The sequence below is a fragment of the Bradyrhizobium symbiodeficiens genome, from assembly GCF_002266465.3.
GTDB lineage: Bacteria > Pseudomonadota > Alphaproteobacteria > Rhizobiales > Xanthobacteraceae > Bradyrhizobium > Bradyrhizobium symbiodeficiens.
In genome coordinates this window covers 251,397-276,550 of sequence record NZ_CP029427.2, presented here as the reverse complement: position 1 = coordinate 276,550, position 25,154 = coordinate 251,397, and the positions used below count along the sequence as shown (strand labels likewise).

Annotated in this window: 21 protein-coding genes, 1 tRNA gene and 1 riboswitch; of the genes, 11 read left to right on the top strand and 11 right to left on the bottom strand. The window is 66.0% G+C overall.

Annotated elements, in window-relative coordinates; genetic code table 11:
- The first annotated feature begins 86 nt into the window (after positions 1-86).
- Positions 87-1,136, top strand: coding sequence for a polysaccharide deacetylase family protein (locus CIT39_RS01305; RefSeq protein ID WP_094975925.1), 1,050 nt, complete (start codon positions 87-89; stop codon positions 1,134-1,136).
- Positions 1,137-1,210: 74 nt separating this feature from the next.
- Here CIT39_RS01305 and CIT39_RS01300 read toward each other — a convergent pair whose 3' ends face one another.
- The 6 genes from CIT39_RS01300 to CIT39_RS01275 all read right to left on the bottom strand — a co-directional run bounded on the left by CIT39_RS01300 (position 1,211) and on the right by CIT39_RS01275 (position 6,117).
- On the bottom strand, positions 1,211-1,603 hold the full coding sequence (locus CIT39_RS01300; protein ID WP_094975926.1) for a hypothetical protein: 393 nt from the start codon (positions 1,601-1,603) through the stop codon (positions 1,211-1,213).
- A 109-nt stretch (positions 1,604-1,712) separates the two neighbouring features.
- On the bottom strand, positions 1,713-1,943 hold the full coding sequence (locus CIT39_RS01295) for a hypothetical protein (protein WP_244607495.1): 231 nt from the start codon (positions 1,941-1,943) through the stop codon (positions 1,713-1,715).
- A gap of 162 nt (positions 1,944-2,105) precedes the next feature.
- A tRNA-Thr gene (locus CIT39_RS01290) sits at positions 2,106-2,181 on the bottom strand.
- Positions 2,182-2,281: 100 nt separating this feature from the next.
- Positions 2,282-4,018 (bottom strand): heme biosynthesis protein HemY, encoded by a 1,737-nt coding sequence (locus CIT39_RS01285; protein ID WP_094975927.1) that lies wholly within the window; start codon positions 4,016-4,018, stop codon positions 2,282-2,284.
- A 36-nt stretch (positions 4,019-4,054) separates the two neighbouring features.
- Positions 4,055-5,305: a COG4223 family protein gene (locus CIT39_RS01280; protein WP_094975928.1), complete on the bottom strand. Its 1,251-nt coding sequence runs from the start codon at positions 5,303-5,305 to the stop codon at positions 4,055-4,057.
- Positions 5,306-5,370: 65 nt separating this feature from the next.
- Positions 5,371-6,117 (bottom strand): uroporphyrinogen-III synthase, encoded by a 747-nt coding sequence (locus CIT39_RS01275; protein WP_094975929.1) that lies wholly within the window; start codon positions 6,115-6,117, stop codon positions 5,371-5,373.
- 162 nt (positions 6,118-6,279) lie between these two features.
- On the opposite strand from CIT39_RS01275, the gene tsaD reads away from it, so the two are divergent.
- From tsaD to CIT39_RS01260, 3 genes are all read left to right on the top strand, one after another.
- Positions 6,280-7,353: a tRNA (adenosine(37)-N6)-threonylcarbamoyltransferase complex transferase subunit TsaD gene (gene tsaD, locus CIT39_RS01270; protein WP_094975930.1), complete on the top strand. Its 1,074-nt coding sequence runs from the start codon at positions 6,280-6,282 to the stop codon at positions 7,351-7,353.
- Between the two features lie 2 nt (positions 7,354-7,355).
- On the top strand, positions 7,356-8,336 hold the full coding sequence (locus CIT39_RS01265; RefSeq protein WP_094975931.1) for an NAD(P)H-dependent glycerol-3-phosphate dehydrogenase: 981 nt from the start codon (positions 7,356-7,358) through the stop codon (positions 8,334-8,336).
- Between the two features lie 153 nt (positions 8,337-8,489).
- Positions 8,490-8,903, top strand: coding sequence for an EVE domain-containing protein (locus tag CIT39_RS01260; protein WP_094975932.1), 414 nt, complete (start codon positions 8,490-8,492; stop codon positions 8,901-8,903).
- Between the two features lie 120 nt (positions 8,904-9,023).
- Here the strand turns inward: CIT39_RS01260 and CIT39_RS01255 are convergent, their stop codons facing one another.
- Complete coding sequence (locus CIT39_RS01255; protein WP_094975933.1) at positions 9,024-10,193, bottom strand: DNA topoisomerase IB; 1,170 nt, start codon at positions 10,191-10,193, stop codon at positions 9,024-9,026.
- A gap of 402 nt (positions 10,194-10,595) precedes the next feature.
- Here CIT39_RS01255 and acs point away from each other — a divergent pair, with 402 nt between their 5' ends.
- Both acs and CIT39_RS01245 read left to right on the top strand, forming a co-directional pair.
- Positions 10,596-12,542 carry an acetate--CoA ligase gene (gene acs / locus CIT39_RS01250; protein ID WP_094975934.1) on the top strand — a complete coding sequence of 649 codons (1,947 nt, stop codon included), beginning with the start codon at positions 10,596-10,598 and terminating at the stop codon, positions 12,540-12,542.
- A 436-nt stretch (positions 12,543-12,978) separates the two neighbouring features.
- The gene (locus CIT39_RS01245; RefSeq protein ID WP_094975935.1) at positions 12,979-13,494 is read left to right on the top strand and encodes a L,D-transpeptidase; all 516 of its coding nucleotides are present in this window, start codon (positions 12,979-12,981) and stop codon (positions 13,492-13,494) included.
- A gap of 53 nt (positions 13,495-13,547) precedes the next feature.
- On the opposite strand, the gene CIT39_RS01240 is transcribed toward CIT39_RS01245, so the two are convergent.
- Together CIT39_RS01240 and CIT39_RS01235 are read right to left on the bottom strand one after the other, a co-directional pair.
- Entirely contained in the window at positions 13,548-14,138 is a 591-nt protein-coding gene (locus tag CIT39_RS01240; RefSeq protein WP_094975936.1) for a thermonuclease family protein, read from the bottom strand.
- Between the two features lie 55 nt (positions 14,139-14,193).
- Positions 14,194-14,391, bottom strand: a complete 198-nt coding sequence (locus CIT39_RS01235; RefSeq protein ID WP_094893249.1) for a DUF1674 domain-containing protein — start codon at positions 14,389-14,391, stop codon at positions 14,194-14,196.
- Positions 14,392-14,575: 184 nt separating this feature from the next.
- Here CIT39_RS01235 and CIT39_RS01230 point away from each other — a divergent pair, with 184 nt between their 5' ends.
- The 3 genes from CIT39_RS01230 (at position 14,576) to purH (ending at position 19,553) form a co-directional block, all read left to right on the top strand.
- On the top strand, positions 14,576-15,922 hold the full coding sequence (locus CIT39_RS01230) for an RsmB/NOP family class I SAM-dependent RNA methyltransferase (RefSeq protein WP_094975937.1): 1,347 nt from the start codon (positions 14,576-14,578) through the stop codon (positions 15,920-15,922).
- A 156-nt stretch (positions 15,923-16,078) separates the two neighbouring features.
- The gene (locus CIT39_RS01225; RefSeq protein ID WP_162308836.1) at positions 16,079-17,797 is read left to right on the top strand and encodes a heparinase II/III family protein; all 1,719 of its coding nucleotides are present in this window, start codon (positions 16,079-16,081) and stop codon (positions 17,795-17,797) included.
- Between the two features lie 56 nt (positions 17,798-17,853).
- Positions 17,854-17,935, top strand: a riboswitch (ZMP/ZTP riboswitch).
- A gap of 25 nt (positions 17,936-17,960) precedes the next feature.
- Positions 17,961-19,553: a bifunctional phosphoribosylaminoimidazolecarboxamide formyltransferase/IMP cyclohydrolase gene (gene purH, locus CIT39_RS01220; protein WP_094975939.1), complete on the top strand. Its 1,593-nt coding sequence runs from the start codon at positions 17,961-17,963 to the stop codon at positions 19,551-19,553.
- 116 nt (positions 19,554-19,669) lie between these two features.
- Here purH and CIT39_RS01215 read toward each other — a convergent pair whose 3' ends face one another.
- On the bottom strand, positions 19,670-21,058 hold the full coding sequence (locus CIT39_RS01215; protein WP_094975940.1) for an MFS transporter: 1,389 nt from the start codon (positions 21,056-21,058) through the stop codon (positions 19,670-19,672).
- Positions 21,059-21,163: 105 nt separating this feature from the next.
- Here CIT39_RS01215 and ggt point away from each other — a divergent pair, with 105 nt between their 5' ends.
- Together ggt and CIT39_RS01205 are read left to right on the top strand one after the other, a co-directional pair.
- Complete coding sequence (ggt, locus tag CIT39_RS01210) at positions 21,164-22,915, top strand: gamma-glutamyltransferase (protein ID WP_094975941.1); 1,752 nt, start codon at positions 21,164-21,166, stop codon at positions 22,913-22,915.
- A gap of 98 nt (positions 22,916-23,013) precedes the next feature.
- The gene (locus CIT39_RS01205) at positions 23,014-24,309 is read left to right on the top strand and encodes an MFS transporter (RefSeq protein WP_094975942.1); all 1,296 of its coding nucleotides are present in this window, start codon (positions 23,014-23,016) and stop codon (positions 24,307-24,309) included.
- A gap of 42 nt (positions 24,310-24,351) precedes the next feature.
- On the opposite strand, the gene CIT39_RS01200 is transcribed toward CIT39_RS01205, so the two are convergent.
- Positions 24,352-25,017 (bottom strand): glutathione S-transferase family protein, encoded by a 666-nt coding sequence (locus tag CIT39_RS01200; protein WP_094975943.1) that lies wholly within the window; start codon positions 25,015-25,017, stop codon positions 24,352-24,354.
- Positions 25,018-25,154 lie beyond the last annotated feature (137 nt).

Sequence of the window (25,154 nt, the reverse complement as noted above, 5' to 3'; positions counted from 1 at the left end):
GGTGTCACGTTAACTGTTCCTTCGCATTAATGGCTCGTCGCGCGGGAAATTCCGCTGGTTTGGTTGCGTGATTGGAAAGAGTAGCGATGCGTAATGCGTTGGGCCTGATGCTGGCCAGTGTAGTTGCGGCGGTCGTGATCGCCGCCGGCGGTTGGTTTTATTATTCCTCGCGCGCCGACCAGGCCGCTCCCAAGACAATTGCCGCCCGTGCCGCCGATCCATTGCCGGCACCGGCGAAGCTCGCGGCCAGGGATGACGTCGAGACCACCGCGACGATCGCGGCCAGGCCGACGGCCCTAGCTCAGGCCCCCGCGCCGGCCATGCCGGTTCAGCAGAAATCGACCTGCGCCAATCCGAACGCGCTGGGCGTCTCCCGCGTGGTCGAGATCGACACCACCGGCGGCCCCGGCTTCGGCTTCGATCATTTCAAGCAATTCGATTTCCTCACCGACAAGGAGGTCGTGCTGACCTTCGACGACGGTCCCTGGCCTGTGAACACGCCGAATGTGCTGAAGGCGCTCGCGGATGAATGCACCAAGGGCCTGTTCTTCTCGGTCGGCAAGCACGCGACCTATCATCCGGAAATCCTGCGCCAGGTGCTGGCCCAGGGCCATACGGTCGGCACGCACACCTGGTCGCACGTCAATCTGAACGGCAAGAAGATGACCGAGCAGATGGCCAAGGACGAGGTCGAAAAGGGCATCAGCGCGGTGAAATTCGCGCTCGGTGCCAACCCGGCGCCGTTCTTCCGCTTCCCGCAGCTCCAGCATAATCCGGCGATCGTGAGCTATTTCGGCACCCGCAACGTCGCGATGTTCTCGACCGACGTCGACTCCTTCGACTTCCGCAAGGGCGCGACGCCGGAGAAGATCGTCGAGACGGTGATGACCCGGCTCGACAAGCTCGGCAAAGGCATCATCCTGATGCACGATTTCCAGAAGAACACCGGCATCGCCCTGCCGACGCTGCTCGCGCGCCTCAAGGCTGGCGGCTACAAGGTCGTGCAGATGAAGGCCAAGACGACGCTCGCGTCGCTGCCGGAATATGACGAAGCGATCATGAAGGACATGAAGGTGCCGACCGCGAGCACCAACACGCGTCCGATCGGAAGCGTGGTGCAGACGGTGTCGCAGTAAACGCCATCGATCCAATCCAAGACTCTTGCGACCTGGCCGGGCATTTGCCCGGCCATTTGCTTTGGGCGAGCGGATTACCAATAGATGCCGTGGCGGTGCAGCTCGCTGATGATGCGGCGCTCGGTCCAGCGCTTGGATTTCGGCTTGTCCGCACTTGCCGCTTTCCTGGTGGCGGGCTTGGTCGTCGCGACCGGCGCCGGGGTGGGCGCGGGCGTGGACACCGCCGGAGCCGCCGGTGTGACCGTAGCGGCCGGTGCAGAGAGCGATACTGCCGGCGGACGATCGGAATATTTCGGCGCCTCCGCAGCTGGCGCAACTTCGCTCACCTGCGCGGTGGCGGCGGTCGGCGTGGTCAGCGGAGCAGGGGCCTGAGCGCCCGTCGCGGACAGCGACAGGCTGCGTGAGTCGCCTGCCTGGGCAGAGGCGGAAGCCAGGACCATGGCGGCAACCAGAATGATCTTTCGCATGTGAAATCTCCCCGTGTTGGCATGACCGCGACATTACGGGCGGGATGCTCGAGGTTAAGTGATCGGCCTCACATTGGCGCGGCCGCAATCTCGAACCGGCCGGCTGCGATCAACACCCGCGCCGATAGACCCGCAGCGTCACGTCCGGAAAGCTCATGCTGTCGAGCAGGCAGACGCCCTTGTCCGCGTCCATGCGGGCGAGCAGCTCGTCGCCGACGCGCGGTCCGACCAGCGTGTGCTGGATCGAGCTCGAGACGACGAGGATGTCCGTCTGCAGAAGCGCGTCTGCGGTCGCCGCTGCCGTTCGATGCAACATCTCGCCACGGACGACGAGATTCATCCGCGCCTGCGCCAACATACAATTGAATGGTCGCGGGCGTGACCGGGTAGGACTCGAAAAACCGACATCGAGTATCGTAGAGACACCAGCATCGCGCGCAACGCGCCGGATGCAATGTCCGGGACCTTGGCTCTCTTCTTCGATCGGATGAAAACGGGACGCTGGTGCCGCAAGAGGGATTCGAACCCCCGACCCCGTCATTACGAATGACGTGCTCTACCAACTGAGCTATTGCGGCGAACCCTGCCGGGGCCAAGGCGATGCCGGGCCCGATACGCGCGCTCCTGATATCGGGCATGGCCCGAATTGGCAAGGACATGCCGGGTTCGAAATGCGGCTCACGCGCCCCAGCGGGACCAGAATCCGCGCCAGCCCCCGGCCTGGGCCTTGGGTGTGCCGATTTGTTCCGTAAATTCATCGCTCGGACCCTCGTCGTCGATCCCGGGATCGTCGGGGGCCCGGACGATCGGGATGACCGCGGGAATCGGCGCGGCCGCGGGTTTGCCGAGGTCGGCGCGGCTCCGGAACACCGGTGTCGCCGCCGGCGGCGATGATTCGGCGGCCTCAGAGGCCGGCTGGACCGGTTCGGCGGTCGCAACGGCCGGCTCTTCCGTGGTCATCGGGGGCGAATTGTCCTGTGCCGCCGGCAGGGGTGCCGGTGCTGCCGCGGGCAGTTCCGCCGGGCCTTCGCTCGGAGCCGCCGTCACCCGCTTCGGCGGCGGAGCCGCCAGCATGGCCTCCTCGAAGGCCGAGGATTCGATCGTGGTCCCCTTGTCCGAAGGCAGGCTCGCGACCGGCGTCTGCCACTGGAACGCATCGAGCCGGCCGGTGACCGGGGAGACCGGGCGCCAGCGGTCGCTGACATAGCCGTCGGCAGTCCAGGCCGGATCGTGCCGGCCGCGCACCGCGCGCAAGGTCCAGGCGCGGGCACGGCCGCTATCGCCATGCTCGGCACGCTCGATCTCGGCCATCAGCAGCGCGACGCGCTGGGTCGGATCGTTGACGTAAGGCGCGAGCACTTCGCGCGCACGCGCGAATTCGGAAGCGTCGATCGCGACGCGCGCGATCGCGATCTGACCTTCGACATGGCCAGGCTTGTCGGCTGGGGTCTTGGCCGCGAGCGTCTCGACCCGCTGCAGGCGTTGACGCGCAGAATCGCCGAGCTTCACATGCGCATAGGCGTCCGCAAGATCGGGATGCGGATTGGCGAGCCAGGCGGCTTCCACCAGCTTCATCGCACGGCGCACTTGATGCGCCTCGCTCTCGAATTTAGCCGCGAGCACGGCGGCGGGCACCAGCGTCGGCGCCAGCTTGATCGCCTCCATCACGCTCTCGCGCGCGACGTCGCGGTCCATGGTTTCCAATTCCAGCGCGCGTGCGGTGAGCAGCACGCCGCGCTGGCGGCGATAGGCCGGCTTGTCGATCAGTCCTGCGGACAAATTCGAATCGAGGATCGCGAGCGCGCCGCTCCAGTCGCCACGCGCGCAGCGGAAGCCGAGCACCGCATGCGAGGCCCAGGTCGAGGATGGCGACAGCTTGATCGCTTCCTCCGCGATCATCACGGCGCCGACCGCATCGTCGGCGCGCTGCGCCTCGATGAACAGCCCGCGCAGGCCGAGCAGGCGGGTGTCCTCGCGCTCGGCCATGACGCGGAAGACGCGCTGCGCCTCGTCGCGATTGCCTTCGAGCTGCGCCGACTGCGCATGCAGGAGCAGCGCGAGCGGATCGTTCGGCGCATGCCGCCGCGCCGCCTCGGCGTGACGGCGGGCGAGCGCGGTGTCACCATGACCGATCGCGAGCAGGCCGTGGGTGATAGCGTGGCGGCCCCGCGCGTGGCGCTTCTCGTGGCGACGGCGGCGCAGACGGCCCGGCGTGCGCCAGATCGTCGTCAGGATGCTCCAGACCAGCACGACGGCGGCGGCAAACAGGCCAAGCAGGAACACGAATCTGGGAAGCGTCGTCGAGAGGCGGAAACCGCCCGCGGTCAGGACGAGATCGCCGGGCTGGTCGGCAACCCAGGCGGCGCCGGCCGCCGCCAGCGCAATCAGGACGAGGAAGAGGACGATGCGAAGCATGACGATCCCTATACGCGCTGATTGTTGCGCGAACCTTTATTGAGCAGGCTTGACGAGATCCGCCATCGCATCGTCGGCGAATTTGCGGGAGGCGGCGAGCGCAGCGTCGCGGGCATCGGCCTTGTCGAGCCAGGCCTGTGCCGGTGCACGGTCGGCCTCGGGCAGCATCTTGAGTTCGCGTCGCGCTTCCACGAAATCATTGCGCAACGCAGCCGCCGTCACCCGCGCGACGATGGCGCCGCGGTCATTGCCGACCCCGTCGGTGCGCTCGATGCGGACGAGCTTCGACGCTCCTGCCTGGAGGCGCTCGACGATGCCCGTGCCGCTGGTCTGGGCTTCCACCGGCGGCGACAGCTTCGGCACGATGTTGAGCAGCTCGCGGCTCAGCGCCACCGGCGTCGGGATGCCTGACGCGGCAAAGGTGTCGAGCGGCTTCAGCATATCGGGCTTTGCCGCCATCGACCGCGCTGCGGCCAATTGCGATTGGTACGCATCGCCGTGACGAACGGCGACATCGAGCAGGGCCGCCGCCACCACGTGGCGCAGCGGCTTGTCATCCATCGTCTTCGCATCGGCGATCTTCTCGCCCTGCTGCGCGAGCTCGGCGCGTTCGGTCTTGGCGGCGCGCTCGAGCTGGGCGATGCGGTCGCTCAGAGTGGCGAGGTCGGGCGCGGCAGCGCGCGGCGCCGATTGGGCATCGTTCAATGTGCTCGCGGTCTTGTCGAGTTGCGTCCGCAGATTGGCGACGTCGCTGCGCAAGCTGCTTGCGGACTTCTCCAGCGCGTCGATCCGCGCCGCCATCGCCGGATCGACGGCGGGCTTGCTGGCCCTGGCTTCGACTGCCGCAACGCGGCCGCTCAGCGCATCGACCGTCGTGCTCGTGACTTGCGGGGTGGCCGGCGGCGCCTGCACGGCGGGCCAGCCCAGGATCCAGCCGACCCCGATCACGACCGCGGCTGCGGCAGCGCCGGAGAACGGCGCGATGATCCAGGGCGAAATCGGCGCGGACACGACGGCAGGCTGTTCCTCGGCGCGTTCAGGCTGCGGTTCGGACTCGATCTCTTCAGACTTGAACGCTTCGGACTTGATCTCTCCGAACTCGGCTCCCTCGACCCTGGCCTGCTCGTGCGCGGCCGGCTCGGGCTCTGGCTGCGCCTCCGGCTCGACGGCCATTTCCTGCGGCTGGGTCGAGACTTCGGTGGCTTCGAGGTCGATGGTGGGCGGAGTGCGCTTGGCACGGCCGGACTCAGGAGCCAATCCTGCGTCTTCGGGCTTGTCGTCGGCCATCGTGACGGTTCCTCACACTTCCATACTCGGGACGGACCCGATTACGTCGGATTCGGCCCGACCTCTTACGCCAAACGGGTGCGCAAAGCACGCTCCAAGGTGTCAAATAGGGCATTTTCGTCCGGCGTTGCAGCCACCAGGACCTGCGACGCGCCGGCATCGCGCAGCACGCTGGCGACCGTCTCGGACAGGCAGCATTGCGGGATCGCCAGCGCCGAGATCTCGACGCCTTCGTCCCTGGCGGCATCCAGGAATGCCCGGGCGCTGCGCCGGGAGTAGTGCAGCACCGCCTCGACGCCGTGGGCCGCGAAGCCCTCGCAGACCTCGCGCGGCAGATGCTTGACCGGCGCCATGCGATAGGTCGTCTGCGTGACCACGCTGAACCCCTCCGCACCAAGCTCGCCGCCGAGATCGCGCGACAGATCCGCGCCTGCGAGATACAGCAACGTGCTCTTCTTCTTCAGCACCTTGTCGCGGGCGCTCTGCATCACCTTGTCGCGCAAGGACGCGACATCGCCGCCGGCGACGAGCACCTCGGCAAAGCCGGCGCCGCGCGCCGCAGCAGCCGTATGCTCGCCGACCGCAAACAACGGCAGCTCCAACAGACCAAGATCCCGCAATTGTGGCGCGACGGCACGGATCGCGTTGGCGGATGTGACGAGGACGGCGCCGTAGCGAGCTTCACTCTCGTTATGGAAGGCGACCGGCTCGAACTTGAGCACCGGCGCAAGCAACACCGCAAGCCCCCGCGCGCGCAGACCTTCCGCCGTCGCCTCATTGTCGGGATGCGGCCGAGTAACGAGAATGGACATCGCTGGTGTTCCCGAACCAATTGGCGGCGACGCATTCGTGAGGAAGCCGCGCGCGGCGATTGCGCAATCTGGCCCAGGAATGCTACCGGACGTACCAGAACTCTGCTTTGCGGATGAGCGCAAGGGGGATGAGAAGGGCGCAAATTGGATAACAATTCGCCAATGCTGGTACTGGGCATCGAAACAACCTGCGACGAGACCGCCGCGGCGGTGGTCGAACGCACGCCTGACGGCAGCGGCAGGATCCTGTCCAACATCGTGCGTTCGCAGATCGAGGAACACGCCCGCTTCGGCGGCGTGGTGCCGGAGATCGCCGCCCGCGCTCATGTCGACCTGCTCGACGGCATCATCGAGCGCGCGATGCAGGAGGCCGGCGTCGGCTTCGCACAGCTGGGCGGCGTCGCGGCCGCGGCCGGGCCGGGCCTGATCGGCGGCGTCATCGTCGGACTCACCACCGCAAAGGCGATCGCGATGGTGCACGACACGCCGCTGGTCGCGGTCAACCATCTGGAGGCGCATGCGCTGACGCCGCGCCTCACGGACGGAATCGAATTTCCCTATTGCTTGTTCCTCGCCTCGGGCGGCCATACCCAGATCGTCGCGGTCACCGGCGTCGGCCAATATGTGCGGCTCGGCACCACCGTCGACGATGCGATCGGCGAGGCCTTCGACAAGGTCGCGAAGATGCTGGGCCTGCCTTATCCAGGCGGTCCGCAGGTGGAACGCGCGGCCGCAAGCGGCGACGCCACGCGCTTTGCGCTTCCGCGGCCGATGCAGGGACGACCCGATGCCAATTTCTCGCTGTCGGGATTGAAGACAGCGGTCCGCACCGAAGCGAGCCGGCTAGGCGAGATCACGCCGCAGGACATCAGCGATCTCTGCGCGAGCTTCCAGGCCGCCGTGCTGGATTCGACCGCCGACCGGTTGAGCGTCGGCCTCAGGCTGTTCCGCGAAAAATTCGGCGCGCCGCGCGCGTTGGTCGCGGCCGGCGGCGTCGCCGCCAATCAGGCAATCCGCAGCGCCCTCGATGAGGTCGCACGGCAAGCCGGGACGCAATTGATCATGCCGCCGCCTGCGCTCTGCACCGACAACGGCGCAATGATCGCCTGGGCCGGCGCCGAACGCCTCGCGCTCGGCCTGACCGATACGATGGAAGCGCAGCCCCGCGCGCGCTGGCTGCTCGACGCCAACGCAACGGCGCCGGCGGGCTACGGCAAGACCCGGGCTGGATATTAGCAATGCCGGCGTTCGATTCCGTCGCGGTGATCGGAGCGGGGGCCTGGGGCACCGCGCTCGCAACCGTGGCGGCGCGGGCGGGACGGACCGTCACGCTCTGGGCGCGCAATGCCGAGCACGCCGCGCGGATCGCATCGACGCGCGACAATCCGCGGCTGCCCGGCGTGCGGACCGCTCCAGAAATCGTCGTCACCAGCGATCTCGCCAAGTCGTCGCGCGCCGACATATTGCTGATCGCAACACCGGCGCAGCATTTGCGTGGCGCGGTCAACATGCTGGCCTCGCATCTGACAAGGCCGGTGCCGATTGTTGCTTGCGCCAAGGGCATCGAGCACGGCACCCATAAATTCATGACCGATGTGATCGCGGAGGCCGCGCCGCACGCGCAGCCTGCGATCCTGTCGGGCCCGAGCTTTGCCGACGATGTCGCGCGCGGCTTGCCGACGGCAGTGACGCTGGCGGCAAAGGACGAGGCACTGGCGAGCAACCTGGTGCAGGCGCTGGGCTCACCGACGTTCCGTCCCTATCACTCCACCGACATTCGCGGCGTCGAGATCGGCGGCGCGGCCAAGAACGTGCTGGCGATCGCGGTCGGCATCGCGGTCGGACGCAAGCTCGGCGCCTCCGCCCAGGCTGCGCTGACGACCCGCGGCTTTGCCGAGCTGACGCGCCTCGGCCGCGCCCTCGGCGCACGCAGCGAGACGATCACCGGCCTGTCCGGCCTCGGCGATTTGATCCTGACCTGCTCGAGCCCGCAGTCGCGCAATTTCGCCCTTGGCCTCGCACTCGGCCGCGGCGAGCAACCACCCGCGGGCAAGCTTGCCGAGGGCGAGTTCACCGCGCCGGTGCTGATCGAACTCGCGGCTTCGCACAACGTCGAGATGCCGGTGTCAGAAGCTGTGGCTTCGATCCTGAGCGGCCGGAGCACGATCGACGCCGCGATCTCCGCACTGATGACGCGCCCCTTCAAGGCAGAGGAATGACATCTTCTCGTCATGCCCAAGCTTGTCGCGGGCATCCACGTCTTGATATGAATTGATGGTAGAGGTTTGGATGGCCGGGACATAGGCGAGCGGAAGCGACGCCGTCCTTCGGACGGCTATGCCCGGCCATGACGAACGGATAGGGCGCGCGCTATGAACTACTGGCTGGTGAAATCCGAACCATCGGTGTGGTCCTGGGACCAGCAGGTCGCAAAGGGCGCCAAGGGCGAAGCCTGGACCGGCGTGCGCAACTACACCGCACGCATCAATCTCGTGAACATGAAGAAGGGCGACAAGGCGTTCTTCTATCATTCCAACGAAGGCAAGGAGATCGTCGGCATCGCCGAGATCATCAAGGAGGCCTATCCCGACCCGACCGACAAGACCGAAAAATTCGTCTGCGTCGACATCAAGGCCGACAAGCCGTTGAAGACACCGGTGACGATGGCCGCGATCAAGGCCGAGAAGAAACTCGCCGAGATGGCACTGGTGAAATATTCGCGCCTGTCGGTGCAGCCGGTGACGGCCGAGGAATGGAAGCTCGTCTGCAAGATGGGCGGGGTTTAGGGGCCACGAACGCAACTATTGTAGGGTGGGCAAAGCGCAGCGTGCCCACAGTTCCGTGCGATTAGCGAGAAGTCGTGGGCACGGCGCTACGCGCCTTTGCCCACCCTACGGCAGCGCCGCCTACACCGCGGCGGTCGCGACAACCTGCTGCAAGAGCTGCTCGCGCCGCGCCTGCGAGCGCTGGCCCTTCATGGTCGCGGCGAAGCGCTCGAGGATGCCATCCTCGAAAGCGGTGACGATGGTGTCGTGGACGTAGCTTTTGCGGCAGATTGCCGGCGTATTGGAAAGCTTGTCGGCGGCGGCACGGATTGCGTCCAGCACCTGCTTCTTGCGGCCGCGCTGGCTGGTCGCCGGTGTGATCCGCGACAGCGATTCGACGACGACGGCCGAGGCCATCAGCGTGCGGAAATCCTTCAGCGAAATCTTGATGCCGGCGATCTCGCGTAGAAACGCGTTGACCTGCGTGGTGCTGACCGCCCGCACGATGCCGTAGGCATCGCGATACTGGAACATGCGCTTGCCCGGAACGTCGCGGAGAATACCGATAGCGCGCACCAGCTTGGCAGCGTCGCATTCTTTCCGCACCGCCTTGCCGCCCTTCGCCTTGAAGGTCAGCACGAAGCTGTCGTCTTCCAGCGTGACGTTGGACTTCAGCATCGTGGTCGCGCCACGCGTGCCGTTGAGACGGGCGTAGGATTCATTGCCGGGGCGGATCGCGGTGCGCGCGATCAGCTCGATCACGGCCGAGAGCGCGAATTCACGCGTCGGTTCGTCGCCCGACAGGAACGCCGAGACCTTGCGCCGGATCTTTGGCAGCGCGCCGACGAGCTTTTCCAGGCGATGCGCCTTGCGGTGCTCGCGGACCTTCTCCCAATCGGCATGATAGCGATATTGCAGCCGGCCCGCGGCATCGCGTCCCACGGCCTGGAGATGCAAGCTCGGATCGGCCGAGTAACGCACCTCGCGATAGGCCGGCGGCACCGCCATGGCGTGCAGCCGGCGGATGGTGCGGGCGTCGCGAATATGTGCGCCGTTGGGGCGGACGAAGGAATAGCCTTTGCCGCGCTTGATGCGGCGGATGGTCAGCTCGTTCTGGTCCCCGAGCCGCAGGCCGAGCTCCTTGGCGAGCGCCTCGACCGTCGCCGCGGGCGCCGTGTCGAAGGCCTTTTTCGGGCTCGGACGCTTGAAAGGGGCCGGTTTCGGCCATTGTCCGAGGGCTTTGGCCAGCGCAATGGCGGCAGGATCGGCTGAAGCGGGCCGTATCGTCCCGAGATTCTGCTGATCCATCATAGCCTTATGCCTAAGCCCTGTCTGTTATCGGTCAATGCCGCTGTTCTGATTTTTGTTCCGAAGGATCTCGTTGGACCCGGGTTGGCCATTTAGGGTGTTCCGAACCGTATTGCGAGTCCCGAATCAGTGAGAGGCGGTTTCTAAATACCTCTGCCAGTGCATGAGGGCTCTGCGCAGGCCCGATCCGCTCACCTGAGGAAAGAACCCGAAGCCGCCCGTTTGGTCTGTTTCAGAACTGCGACAATCACAACGGGTGACCTTGATCTTCCGCATGGCCGGTGGGCCGCCGAAGGTCCAGCTTGTGCTCCTTGTCGGGCCCGGTTAGCCCGACGCATAATCAGTCAATGATCAAGTCGGCTCGCCAGTCGCTAGCGTTCGGCCTGCCGTATGTGGAGGGAAAGCATGTCCGAGAAGATCTACGACGTCCCCGCGGAATGGGCGAAGCGCGCCTGGGTCGACCAGGCCAAGTACAAGGAAATGTACGCTCGCTCGATCTCGGACCCGAACGGTTTCTGGGCCGAACAGGCCAAGCGCATCGACTGGATGCACGCGCCGACGAAAATCGAGAACGTCTCCTTTGCGCCGGGCAACATCTCGATCAAATGGTTCGAGGACGGAATCCTCAACGTCGCCCATAACTGCATCGATCGGCATCTCCACACCCGCGGCGACCAGACCGCGATCATCTGGGAAGGCGACGACCCCTCGCAGTCCAGGCACATCACCTACAAGGAGCTGCATGACGAAGTCTGCCGGATGGCCAACATCCTGCGCACCCGCAACGTGGGGAAGGGCGACCGCGTCACCATCTACCTGCCGATGATTCCAGAGGCGGCCTATGCGATGCTCGCCTGCGCGCGCATCGGCGCGATCCACTCGGTGGTGTTCGCGGGCTTCTCGCCGGACAGCCTCGCCCAGCGCATCAATGACTGCAAATCCAAGGTCATCATCACCGCGGACGAAGGCCTGCGCGGCGGCAAGAAGGTGCCGCTGAAGGCCAATGTCGACGCCGCGCTCGCCAAGGCCGATGACGTCGACTGGGTCGTGGTGGTCAAGCGCACCGGCGGCAAGGTCGACATGAACCCGACGCGCGACCTCTGGTACCACGAGGCGGCGGCGATGGTGACGACGGAATGCCCGGTCGAGCACATGCACGCCGAGGACCCGCTGTTCATCCTCTACACTTCAGGCTCGACCGGCCAGCCCAAGGGCGTGCTGCACACCTCCGCCGGCTATCTCGTGTTCGCCTCGATGACGCATCAATACGTCTTCGATTATCATGACGGCGACATCTACTGGTGCACCGCCGACGTCGGCTGGGTCACCGGCCACAGCTACATCCTCTACGGGCCGCTGGCGAACGGCGCGACCACGCTGATGTTCGAAGGCGTGCCGAATTATCCGGATAATTCCAGGTTCTGGAACGTCATCGACAAGCACAAGGTCAACATCTTCTACACCGCGCCGACCGCGATCCGCGCCCTCATGCAGAGCGGCGACGAACCGGTGAAGAAGACCTCGCGCGCCTCGCTTCGTCTGCTCGGCTCGGTCGGCGAGCCGATCAATCCCGAAGCCTGGGAGTGGTATCACCGCGTCGTCGGCGACGACCGCTGCCCGATCGTCGATACCTGGTGGCAGACCGAGACCGGCGGCATCCTGATCACCCCGCTGCCGGGCGCGACCAGGCTCAAGCCGGGCTCGGCGACACAGCCGTTCTTCGGCGTGGTGCCTGAGATCGTCGACGCCGACGGCAAGGTGCTGGACGGCGAGACCTCGGGCAATCTCTGCCTGACGCGATCCTGGCCCGGCCAGATGCGCACGGTCTACGGAGACCATGCCCGCTTCGAGCAGACCTATTTCTCGACCTACAAGGGCAAGTACTTTACCGGCGACGGCTGCCGCCGCGATGCCGACGGCTATTACTGGATCACCGGCCGCGTCGACGACGTCATCAACGTCTCCGGCCATCGCATGGGCACCGCGGAAGTCGAGAGCGCGCTGGTGGCGCATGAGAAAGTCTCGGAGGCTGCCGTGGTCGGCTTCCCGCACGACATCAAGGGCCAGGGTATCTACGCCTATGTCACCCTGATGGCCGGCATCGAGCCGACCGACGACCTGCGCAAGGAGCTCGTCACCTGGGTGCGCAAGGAGATCGGCCCGATCGCCTCGCCCGACCAGATCCAGTTCGCGCCGGGCCTGCCCAAGACCCGCTCCGGCAAGATCATGCGCCGCATCCTGCGCAAGATCGCCGAGGACGAGCCGGGCAGCCTGGGCGACACCTCGACCCTGGCCGATCCCGCCGTGGTCGATGATCTCGTCCAGAACCGGCAGAACAAGAAGTCGGCCTAAGGCAAGCTCTTGTGCCCCGGACGCAGCGCAGCGCGCACTTCGCGGTGCGCTGCTGAGCCGGGGCTCATCCAACCGTGCAACGAAAGAACCGAGTCCGGCTCGGCGCAGCAGCGCCAGGGCGCTGCAGCGCGTCGGGGACACGAGTCGGCCTTTCGCGCCGAGGCCCCCTGAAACAACAGCCGTTCACACCCTCACGGACTTGTCAGGGCTTGCACCCGCGCGGCCGCATCTTTCCGGCCGAGTGTTGTTTTCAGGTCATTTACTTTATTTCGAACATTTCCTTTGTTTCCCCCGCTGGCTGGCCCTTGGCGGCCGTGCGTCGAAACCAACCGGTTAACGGGCGCGGTTAAGATTGTCCCCTGACAAGGACGGGCAAGGTGGCGATTGCCGGTTGTGCGTCATTTTGGACGATCCGTTGCGGGCTGGGGGAAAATCGATGTCGATAAGGATTGCTGTGGCGCTCGCCGCCACCATCGGGGCAGGTGTGTTGATGCCGACGGCGGCGCAGGCGCGGCCGGAAATGGTGGGGGCCCATCTGGCCGATTATTCGCCGGGCACGATCGTGGTCAAAACCAGCGAGCGGCGGCTTTACCTCATTCTCGATAGCGGCCACGCCGTGCGCTATCCGGTCGGCGTCGGCAAGTCCGGCAAGCAGTGGGCCGGCACCACGCGCATCGACGGCAAATATCGCAACCCGGCCTGGGCACCGCCGGCCGAGGTGAAGCGCGACAAGCCGAGCATCCCGGACGTCATTCCCGGCGGCTCGCCGCGCAACCCGATGGGCGTCGCGGCGATGACGCTGGCCGGCGGCGAATATGCGATCCACGGCACCAACGTGCCGGGCTCGATCGGCGGCTTCGTTTCCTATGGCTGCATCCGCATGCTCAACGACGACATCACCGATCTCTACGGCCGCGTCTCCGTCGGCACGACGGTGGTCGTGACGCGCTGATCGCCGCGCCCGACCTGAATTGAAAAAGCCGCATCGATCGATGCGGCTTTTTGTTACCAGAAGCGCCAGCCGCGTCCGCACCAGCCGTTGCGGTGGCCACCATCGTAGCTGCGCACATAGCCGCCTGCGAGTAACGCCGCCGAGACGTTGGCAGTGCGTTTGGTCGCGACGTCCGCGAGCACGCGGCCATATTTGTCCTGGCCGAGATTGAAGATCGCGACGCCGCCCTGGCCGAGCAGATTGCGCAGCGCATCGCTCGCGGCCTCGGCCTTGTCGAGCTCGTCCTGGCAGGATGCTTTCATCTCGGGTGCATCGATGCCGCGCAGGCGAACGCGCGCAACGAGATCGCGGCCATTGGGCTGATGCACACGCGCAAGGAAAGTATCGCCGTCCACGGTCCTGACAACATCGACCGGCTGACGCAGATTGGAATTGCCGGAGTGCTGCAGGATGATCTCGGCATCGCGCGACTGTCCGTCATCCGCATGTGGAATGGGCCACGTCGTTCCATGGCGAAAGCCGAGCACGATCGCCGTGACGATGCCGACCACGAACATCCACGGCAGCAGCCCGGAGAAGCGGCGGCCGAAAGGCGAGCCGCTGTAGGAGGGCCGGTTGGGACGGTTGGGTTCGAAGCGCGACATCCCGCGCACGCTAGGGCTGAGTCGGCTGAACCGGCAAGAGCGAGCGACCGGCGTCTCAGAAGTCCGAAGCGATACCCTTGCGCTCCCAATCGCCGTAGCGGGTGGGCTCAGGTCCTTTCGGCCCCTGCAATTCCTTCGGCGCGGCCTTATCATGCGCGGCCGCTGCCTGCCGGCGCGCCTCGGCCTCAGCCAGCGCGCGCTGGGCGGCCGGCGGAAGTTTCTTGCGATCGGGAACGGAGGCCTGGTCACTCATCGCGCGGTTCCTAGCGCAGGATCTGGGGACATGCGAGGTCCAATATCGCATTGCTGAGATGGTCATGGCGGGCTGTAAAGGCGAGAGGCCTTTCTTACATTTGGCATATTCGCGTGCCAGAGATCGGGTTCTCAAGGCATGCGCCCCTCGGCGGAACTGCCGCTCGCTCAGAACCTTAAGCCGCATGCCATCTCAACGTTTTGCTCCTCCGTCCGAAGTGCCAGGCCTTGCAGCACGACGGATCGCTGCCGACATCGTCGACGGCGTGCTGCACAAGCACCGTACGCTCGACGACCAGCTCGACGGCAGCGGCGCCCATCCCGGACTGAAAACGCTGGCCGACCGCGACCGCGCGCTGATGCGCCGCCTGGTCGCGACCGTGCTGCGCCGGCTCGGCACGCTCGGCCATGTGCTGTCTCGCCTGCTCGACAAGGGCATCCCCTCCGAGGCGCCGCGCGCGCAGAGCGCGCTCCTGATCGGCGCGGCGCAGATCCTCTGGATGGACGTGCCGGATCACGCGGCCGTCGACCTCTCCGTTCGCCTGGTGCAATCCGACCGGCGCGCCGCGCGCTATGCCGGCCTCGTCAATGCCGTGCTGCGCCGCTGCGCGCGCGAGGGGACGGCGCTGGTCGAGGAGGTCGCGGCGCAATCGCTGGATCTGCCGCCATGGCTGCTCGCGCGCTGGAGCGCGCATTATGGCGAAGCAACCGCAAGGGAGATGGCGCGGGCGCTCGGCCACGAGCCCTCGCTCGATCTCACCGTGAAGTCCGATGCCACGCAATGGGCGAGCCGCCTGCATGGCGAGACGCTGCCGACCGGAACGGTGCGGATGCTGCTGCACGGCTCGGTGACCATGCTGCCCGGCTTCGCCGAGGGACAATGGTGGGTGCAGGACGCCGCCGCGGCGCTGCCGGCCCGGCTGTTCGGCAACGTCAAGGGCAAGTCCATTGCCGATCTCTGCGCCGCCCCCGGCGGCAAGACCGCGCAACTGGCGCATGCCGGCGCGCATGTCACGGCGATCGACCGCTCGCCGGCCCGGGTGGCGCGGCTGCGTGAAAACCTGGCGCGACTGTCGCTCCAGGCCGAGACCGTCGTCGCTGACGCCGTGGAATGGGCCGGCCCGGCCGAAGGTTTCGACGGTATTTTGGTCGATGCGCCCTGCACCTCGACCGGCACGATCCGCCGCCATCCGGATGTGGCGTGGCTGCGGCAGGAATCCGATGTCACCGCCATGACCGTGCTGCAGCAGCGGCTGCTGCGAAAATCGGTGACGCTGCTCAAGCCGGGCGGTACGCTGATCTATTGCACTTGCTCGCTGGAACCCGAAGAAGGCGAGCAGGCCGTGGCCGCGCTGCTCGCGGCCGAAGCTGCGCTTCGCCGCGTCCCGATCGAGGCGCCGGAGGTCGCGGGCCTGAGCGAAATCCTCACCCCCGAAGGCGATCTTCGCACTCTGCCCAGCCATCTGCCGAACGCCGATCCCAAGCTCGGCGGGCTCGACGGATTTTTCGCGGCCCGACTCGTTAAATCCTGATTTTGCACTGGATTTTGCGACCACGACGCTGATTCGCGCCGTTCAAGGTGGTGTCAGCCGTTCGATTTTGGGATTAATAAGGATTCGTCGGAATCCTCTCCCCCTTCAAGGCAAGGCGTGTCAGTCGCTCAACGCAGACGTATCTCGACGCTGGTCATGAACCGCTTCGCGCGGAACGTGCTTGCGCGCGCGAGCGGCGGTTCCGTTGCGCTGTCGCGGGTCTGGCCGGGACGCACGGACAGGCTGATCATCGCGCCGCACGATCTGCGCACCGCGGATGCGACTCGCGCCGCCGAAATCTATGCAGGCCGATTCGTCTTCGCCGGCAAGATCGTCAATTGCCACGGCCGTTCGATCTTCGATCTCGAGCCGCCGTCGGAGGATTGGGAGGTCGCGCTGCTCGGCTTCGGCTGGCTGCGCCATTTGCGCGCCGCCGACACTGCGCTGACACGGGCGAATGCGCGTGCGCTGATCGAGGATTGGATCGCCAATCCCGCCAACAAGCGTCGCCCGGTCGCGCGACGCGCCGACGTGCTGGCCCGGCGCGTGATCTCGCTGCTGTCACAGGCGCCGCTGGTGCTCAACGAGACCGACAACAAATTCTACCGCCGCTACCTGCGCGCGCTCGCGCGCGAAATCCGCTTCCTGCGCTACACCATGGTCGACATTCCCGACGGGGTGCCGAAGCTCCAGGTGCTGATCGCGCTGTGCTATGCGGCCCTCTGCCTGGCCAACCAGGCGCGTCACATCCGCAGCGCATCGAAGAAGCTGTCGGACGAATTGCAGCGGCAGATCCTGCCCGACGGCGGACACATCTCCCGCAACCCGGGCGCGCTGATCGAACTCCTGATCGACCTGCTGCCGCTGCGCCAGACCTTTGCCGCGCGCAACATCGCGCCACCGCCGGCGCTGCTCAATGCGATCGACCGCATGATGCCGATGCTGCGCTTCTTCCGGCATGGCGACGGCAATTTCGCGCTGTTCAACGGCATGAGCGCGACATCGTCCGACCTGCTCGCCACGCTGCTCGCCTATGACGACACCCATGGCGTGCCGATGGCGAACATGCCGCACACCGGCTTCCAGCGCCTCGATGCCGGCCAGACCACCGTGATCATCGACACCGGCCCGCCGCCGCTGGCCGGCGTCAGTCACGACGCCCATGCCGGCTGCCTGTCGTTCGAGCTGTCCTCCGGCATCAGCCGCATCGTCACCAATTGCGGCATGCCGACCACCGGCCGCGACAATTGGCGGCCGTTCGCACGCGGCACGGCGGCGCATTCGACGCTGACCTATCACGAGACATCGTCATGCCAGTTCGTCGAGATGTCGGCGATGAAACGGCTCCTGCACGGCTCGCCTGTTACCAGCGGGCCGGTCGAGGTCGAGAGCTATCGCGAGATCGTGCAGAACGGCACGCTGCTCACGAGTTCGCATGACGGCTATCTCGCCAAGTTCGGCGCTATCCATCGCCGCGTGCTGATGATCGCCGATGACGGCGCGCGCATCGACGGCGAGGACACGCTGTCGCCGCCGCAGGGCGGACGCTTCAAGGGCGCTGATGCCGATTTCGCATTGCGCTTCCATCTGCATCCCGCGGTGAAGGCGAGCCGGCTATCGGATGCGCGCGGCGTCATGCTGGTGCTACCGAACCGTGATGTCTGGACCTTCGAGGCACTCGACGACAAGGTCGACCTCGAGGATAGCGTGTTCCTGGCCGGCAATGACGGGCCGCGCCGCACCGCGCAGATCGTGATCCGGCAGGACGCGCGGCAGGCGCCCTCGATCCGCTGGAGCTTCGTCCGCTCCACCGCATCGCCGACCGTCACCAATGCCCGCCGCAACGCCCGGCGCGAACCGGAACTTCCGCTCTAACCGCGGATTCGACCCCATCTGATCGTTGTGAACCGCGCCAAAAACTGCTATCGAGCCCTCGCTCGCGCGACTGGCGACCTTGGATGGAGCACCATCGGGAAGCGCGGGACTCAGAAGCCGCGCGCCTGGGCATAGACACTCCTTAAGACAGAGGATCTTGCTCATGACTGACCATCCCCGCCGCGTCACCCGCGCCCTGCTTTCCGTCTCCGACAAGACCGGCCTGATCGAGTTCGCCAAGGCGCTTGCCGCGCATGATGTTGAGCTGGTCTCGACCGGCGGCACCGCGAAAGCGATCGCTGCGGCCGGTCTCAAGGTGAAGGACGTCTCCGACCTCACCGGCTTCCCCGAGATGATGGACGGCCGCGTCAAGACGCTGCATCCGAAAGTGCATGGCGGCCTGCTCGCGATCCGCGACAACAAGGAACACGCGGAAGCGATGAAGGCGCATGGCATCGCGCCGATCGATCTTCTCGTCGTCAATCTCTATCCGTTCGAGGCGACCGTCGACAAAGGCGCCGGCTTCGAGGATTGCATCGAGAACATCGACATCGGCGGCCCCGCGATGATCCGCGCCGCCGCGAAGAATCATGACGACGTTGCCGTCGTCGTCGAGGCAGATGACTACAAGGCCGTGCTCGACGAGCTCGCCGCCAACAACGGCGCGACCACGCTGAAACTGCGCCGGCGGCTTGCCGCGAAGGCCTATGCGCGCACCGGCGCCTACGACGCCGCGATCTCGAACTGGTTCAACCGTCAGATTGAGATCGATGCGCCTGACTTCCGCGCCTTCGGCGGCCGGCTGATCCAGTCGCTGCGCTACGGCGAGAACCCGCACCAGACGGCGGCGTTCTATGCGACGCCCGACAAGCGTCCGGGCGTCTCCACCGCGCGGCAGCTGCAGGGCAAGGAGCTCTCCTACAACAACATCAACGATACCGATGCGGCCTATGAATGCATCGGCGAGTTCGACGCCAAGCGCACCGCGGCCTGCGTGATCGTGAAGCACGCCAACCCCTGCGGCGTCGCGGAGGGGTCGAACCTCGTCGAGGCCTACCGCAGGGCGCTGGCCTGTGATTCCACCTCGGCCTTCGGCGGCATCATCGCGATGAATCGTCCGCTGGACGCCGACACCGCCCGCGAGATCACAAAAATCTTCACCGAGGTGATCATCGCGCCCGATGCGACCGAGGAGGCGATCGCGATCATCGGCGGGAAAAAGAATCTGCGCCTGCTCCTCGCCGGCAGCCTGCCCGATCCCCGTGCGCCCGGCCTCACCGCCAAGACGGTGGCCGGCGGCCTGCTCGTGCAGAGCCGCGACAATGCCGTGGTCGACGACATGACGTTCAAGATCGTGACCAAGCGCGCGCCCACGGACGCGGAGATGCGCGACCTCAAATTCGCGTTCCGGGTCGCAAAACACGTCAAGTCGAACACCATCATCTACGCCAAGGATCTCGCCACCGTCGGCATCGGCGCCGGCCAGATGAGCCGGGTGGATTCAGCTCGGATCGCGGCGCGCAAGGCGCAGGATGCGGCAGCTGAGCTGAAGCTCGCCGAGCCGCTCACCAAGGGCTCGGTGGTGGCGTCGGATGCGTTCTTCCCGTTCGCCGACGGCATGCTCGCCTGCATCGAGGCCGGCGCCACCGCGGTGGTGCAGCCCGGCGGCTCCATGCGCGACGACGAGGTGATCAAGGCCGCCGACGAGCACGGCATCGCCATGGTGTTCACAGGCACGCGTCATTTCCGGCACTAAGGCCGTTAGCAAGAATGCAGCCCGGATGGAGCGAAGCGCAATCCGGGTTTCGCAATCTCACAAAGACCGTCCCGGATTGCGCTTCGCTCCATCCGGGCTACGGAGTGCGGCGGGAGTCAGGTTTCCTTCACCCGCATCAACAGCCCCAACCCCGCGACGAAGAACACCACCAACACGGCCATGCCGGCCTTCTGGCTTGCGGTCACCGCGGTGATCGTGCCGATCAGCAACGGTCCGATGAAGGACGTCACCTTCCCGGTCAGCGCAAACAGGCCGAAATACTGCGCGATGCGGTCTCTCGGTGCGAGGCGGATCAAGAGCGTGCGTGAGGCGGCCTGGAGTGGACCACCGGCGGCGCCGATGAGGCAGCCCAGCACGAGGTAGGCGCGCTCGGCCGCGCTCGAGAACAAGGAAGCATCGGCCTGCGGCGGCGCGACCTGGATGAACAACACACTGTCCTTGTCGACCAGGAGAATCGCCGCCACCGACAGCAGCAGCACGAGCATGCTGCCGGCGATGACGCGCTTCGGCCCGAGACGATCGTCCAGCTTGCCGCCGAACCATGCGCCAAACGCGCCGGCGATCGCGAGCATGATGCCGAAGGTGCCGATCTGGATCGTGTGCCAGCCGAAGGTGCCCGCAGCATAGATGCCGCCAAAGGCGAACAGCGACACCAGACCATCGGTATAGATCATGTTGGCGAGCAGAAATGCCGCCAGCGATCTCTGCTGCGGCAGGCTTCTGATCGATTGGCCCAGCTCCGACAGCCCCGCACGCAAGGCCTCGCGCATCGGGCGCTTGGCCGGATAATCCGGCGTGAACAGGAACAACGGTGTCACGAAGAGGATGAACCACAGCCCGGTCAGCGGCCCCACGATGCGATCGCCCTGATGGCTGACCGGATCGAGCCCGAACAGCGGCGTGAGGCCCAGCAACGTGCGGCCGGTCTGTGGGTTGGCCGCGAGGAAGCCGAGCACGATGATCAGGCTGACGATGCCACCGACATAGCCGGTGGCCCAGCCGGTGCCGGAGAGCCGGCCGATCCGCTCCGGCGGCACCAGCGTCGGCATCATCGCATTGTTGAAGAGGGTGGCGAACTCAGCGCCGACGCTGGCAAGCGCGACGGCTGTAAGCAGTGGCGGAATGATCGAGGGATCGCCGGGCTTGCCGATCCACAGCGTGCAGGATGCCGCCACCAGCAGCGCTCCGAATCCCGCGATCCACGGCTTCCGACGGCCCGAGGCGTCCGCGATGGCCCCCAGCAGCGGCGACATCAACGCAATCGCAAGGCCCGCGGCTGCCATCGCAAATCCCCACAGCGATTGGCCGGCGGCGGGATTCGGCGCAATGCTGGTGGCGAAATAGGGCGCGAACACGAAGGTCGTGATCAGCGTGAAATAAGGCTGCGCGGCCCAGTCGAAGAAAATCCAGCTGACGACGGCGGCGCGCGGCGGATAGGTCCGCGGCACGCCGGCCATGCGCGCATCCGGGGCGATCGTCGTCATCACGCAGTCCTCATCACGAACAGTTTTGGCTGTCTTGAGGCAAACCGTATAGCATTGCCACGAGGTGTGTGAACTGTCCGAAGCCACGACGGAAGTTTGATTTTGATGATGTCGTCACATTCGACCCGACGGACGTTTTTCGCCGTCATTGCCACTCTGGCGTTTGGTCTCGCACCCGCGACCGCTCAGGATGCGCGGCGGGCCTATGTTCCTGCTGCGCCCGACACGGTGCGCGCCGTAGCCGCCGAGCACGGCATGGTCGTCGCGCAGGAGAAGATATCCGCGCAGATCGGTGCCGATATCCTGCGAAGCGGTGGCAATGCGGTCGATGCCGCGGTCGCGACCGGCTTTGCGATGGCCGTGACCTATCCGCGTGCCGGCAATATCGGCGGCGGCGGCTTCATGGTGATCCATTCCGCGGACCGCAACGAAGACATCACGATCGACTACCGCGAGACGGCGCCGGCGGCGACCACGCCGCAAATCTTCCTCGGCGCCGACGGCAAGCCCGATGTTGCGAAGTCACGGGATTCCGCGCTCGGCGTCGGCGTGCCCGGCACGGTTGCGGGCCTCGCTCTGGCATTGGAGAAATACGGCTCGGGGCACTTCACGCTGGCGCAATTGCTCGCGCCCGCGATCGCGCTCGCCCGCGATGGTTTCGTCGTCAGCGACGACATGGCCGACACGATGCCGGGCTGGCATCGGCGGCTGGCACGCTGGCCGTCTTCGGCCAAGATCTTCTCGCGGCCCGATGGCACGCCGGTCGGTGAAGGCGACAGGCTGGTGCAGGGCGATCTCGCCGAAACCCTGTCGACAATCGCCGCACAGGGGCCACGCGGCTTCTACGAGGGGCCGGTTGCGGAAAAGCTCGCCAAGGCCGTAGCTGAGGCCGGCGGCATCATGACGCCCGCCGATCTGAAGGCCTATCAGGCTGTGATCCGGGCGCCGGTGCGCGGCACCTATCGCGGCTACGACGTCGTGTCGATGCCGCTGCCTTCGTCGGGCGGCGTCGTGCTGGTGGAGACGCTCAACATCCTCGAGGGCTTCCAGCTTGCCGATTTGAAGCAGGGCTCGCCGACATCGTTGCATCTTCTGATCGAGGCGATGAAGCGCGCCTACGCGGACCGCGCGCGCTATCTCGGCGACCCCGCTTTCGTCAACGCACCGATCGAGACGCTGACCGCCAAGGACTACGCCGCCAAGCTGCGATCAGGCATCTCCATCGAACGCGCCACACCGTCGAAGGAGCTCGTTTCCGCGGCCTCCTCGCCGCGCGAGGGCAGCAACACCACGCATTTCTCTGTCGTCGATTCCCGCGGCAACGCGGTCAGCAACACCTACACGCTGAACTTCAGCTACGGCGTCGGCCTCATTGCCGACGGCACCGGCGTGCTGCTCAACAACGAGCTCGACGATTTCACCGCCGCCATCGGCGCCTCCAACGCCTATGGTTTGGTCGGCTTTGAAGCCAATCTGCCCGGACCCGGCAAACGTCCGCTCTCGTCGATGTCACCGACCATCGTGCTCAAGGACGGCAAGCCCGTGCTGGTGACGGGTTCGCCCGGCGGCAGCCGCATCATCTCGACGGTGCTCCAGGTGATCGTGAACGTCCTTGACTACAAGATGGACGTTGCTGCCGCAGTTGCGGCGCCACGGCTGCATCATCAATGGCTGCCGGATGAAGTGCGCATCGAGCGTGGCTTTCGCAGCGATGTTCTGGGCGAGCTGAAGGCGATGGGTCACGTCATCGTCGAGCCCATGGGGCAGACGTCGGCCAACTCGATTGTCGTGACACCCCACGGGCCGCTCGGCGCGCCCGATCCGCGCACGCGGGGCGCCGAAGCAGCGGGGCAGTAACACGTCATTTGCATGGCACGGGAGCGCGGACCCGCTAGCTCTCGCTGCCACGCGTGCTACCAAAGCGCAGCTTTCGAGAAACTGCCGGGGAAACGCACATGACGCCAGCCGATCCGAACCAGCGCATCGAGCGCACGGAGATCGAAGACACCAGCCTTCTTGCGTTCTATCGCGACATGAACGTGCCCGAACGCCGGACATTCTGGGCGTGCGCGGCGGGCTGGGCGCTCGACGGCATGGACTTCATGATCTATCCGCTGGTGATCGGCACCATCATCGCGCTGTGGAAGGTCGATGCGGCCTCGGCTGGCCTTGCCGGCACGGTGACGCTGCTGGCCTCCGCGATCGGCGGCTGGCTCGGCGGTTATCTCTCCGACCATATCGGGCGGGTGAGGACGCTCCAGATCACCATCATCTGGTTCTCGTTCTTTTCGCTGGTCTGTGCTGTCGTGCAGAATTTCGAACAGCTCCTGATCGCACGTGCCGTGCTCGGGCTCGGCTTCGGCGGCGAATGGGCGGCAGGCGCGGTGCTGATGGGCGAGGCGATCCGGCCGCAATATCGCGGGCGCGCGGTCGGCTCGGTGCAGTCGGGCTGGGCGGTCGGCTGGGGCCTCGCGGTGCTGTCGCAGGCGATCCTGTTCTCGGTCTTGCCGCCGGAGATCGCATGGCGCTGGATGTTCGTGATCGGCGCGCTGCCGGCGCTCCTGGTGTTCTACATCCGCCGCTCCGTCACCGAGCCGGCGATCGCGGTCGAGGCTCGCGCCAGGCACGCCGCGAGCGGCGATCGCCCGGCGATCTGGGAAATCTTCTCCGGCCCGATCCTGAAGACCACGATCCTGGCCTCGCTGATGGCGACGGGTTGCCAGGGCGGCTACTACGCCGTCACGTTCTGGGTGCCGCAATTCCTGACCAAGGAGCGCCATCTGTCGATCGTCGGCTCGACCGGCTATTTGTCGACGCTGATCATCGGCTCCTTCATCGGTTATCTCACCGGCGCCTGGCTTGCCGACCGGATCGGGCGGCGCAATTTGTTCCTGATCTTCTCGATCGGCGCCATGGCGGTGGTGCTGCTCTATACGCAGCTGCCGCTCACCAACGAAATCCTCTGGCTGCTCGGCTTCCCGCTCGGCTTCTTCGCCTCGGGCTATTTCTCCGGCATCGGCGCGTTCCTGACCGAGCTCTATCCGACGCGGCTGCGCGGCTCCGGCCAGGGCTTTTGCTACAATTTCGGCCGCGGCATCGGCGCGCTGTTTCCATTCCTCGTCGGCGCGCTGTCGGCGTCGACCTCGCTTGCGAATGCGATCGCGATCTTCGCGGTGGTCGCCTATGTGGTGTTCTTCATCGCCGCCTTTGCGCTGCCGGAAACACGCGGACGCGTGCTGCACGCGCACTGATAGGCACCATCGTGCGCCGTCTTCCCGGGGCGGTGAGGAAGCTTACCGCCCCACCTGATACGGCCCGCCCTTCTCCAGCGCGCGCGCATAGGCCGGGCGCGCGTGGATGCGATCGAGGAACGCCATCGCCTTGGGATGGCCCTGCTCGAGCCCGCCGCGCGCTTGCGCCGCTTCCAGCGGGAAGCTCATCTGGATGTCGGCTGCGGTGAATTCGTTGCCGGCGAACCACTCGCTCTTGCCGAGCTCGCCTTCCCAATAATCCATGTGCTGCTTGAGCTGCGGATTGACCAGCGTGGTCAGCGCCTGGTTGGAGACCTTGCGCACCAGCGGACGAAGCAGCGCCGGCGCGCGCTTCGGCATCAGCGTGAACAGCAGCTTGAGCAGCAGCGGCTGCATCGCGGACCCCTCGGCATAATGCAGCCAATAGGTGAAGCGCAGCCGCTCCGGTGTATCAGGCGGCGGAACCAGCCGGCCGTTGCCGTAGGTCCCGACGAGATATTCGATGATCGCGCCCGACTCGGCGATGGTGTTGCCGTTGTCGGTGATGACGGGCGACTTGCCGAGCGGATGGATGGCGCGCAGCTCCTTCGGCGCGCGCATATCCGGCTGGCGCTGATAGCGCACGATCTCGTAGGGCACGCCCAACTCCTCGAGCAGCCAAAGCACGCGTTGCGAGCGGGAGTTGTTGAGGTGGTGAACGGTCAGCATCGGCGAGGTCCCCAGGGCAGGCGTGATGGCTAGGCGTCGTCGGTCGGTCGCGTACCTGCCAGTCCGGGACCGCGATGTCGAGCCTGGGGAGCGGATATTTTCACCCGGGTACATTGACATCGATAATTTACCCGGGT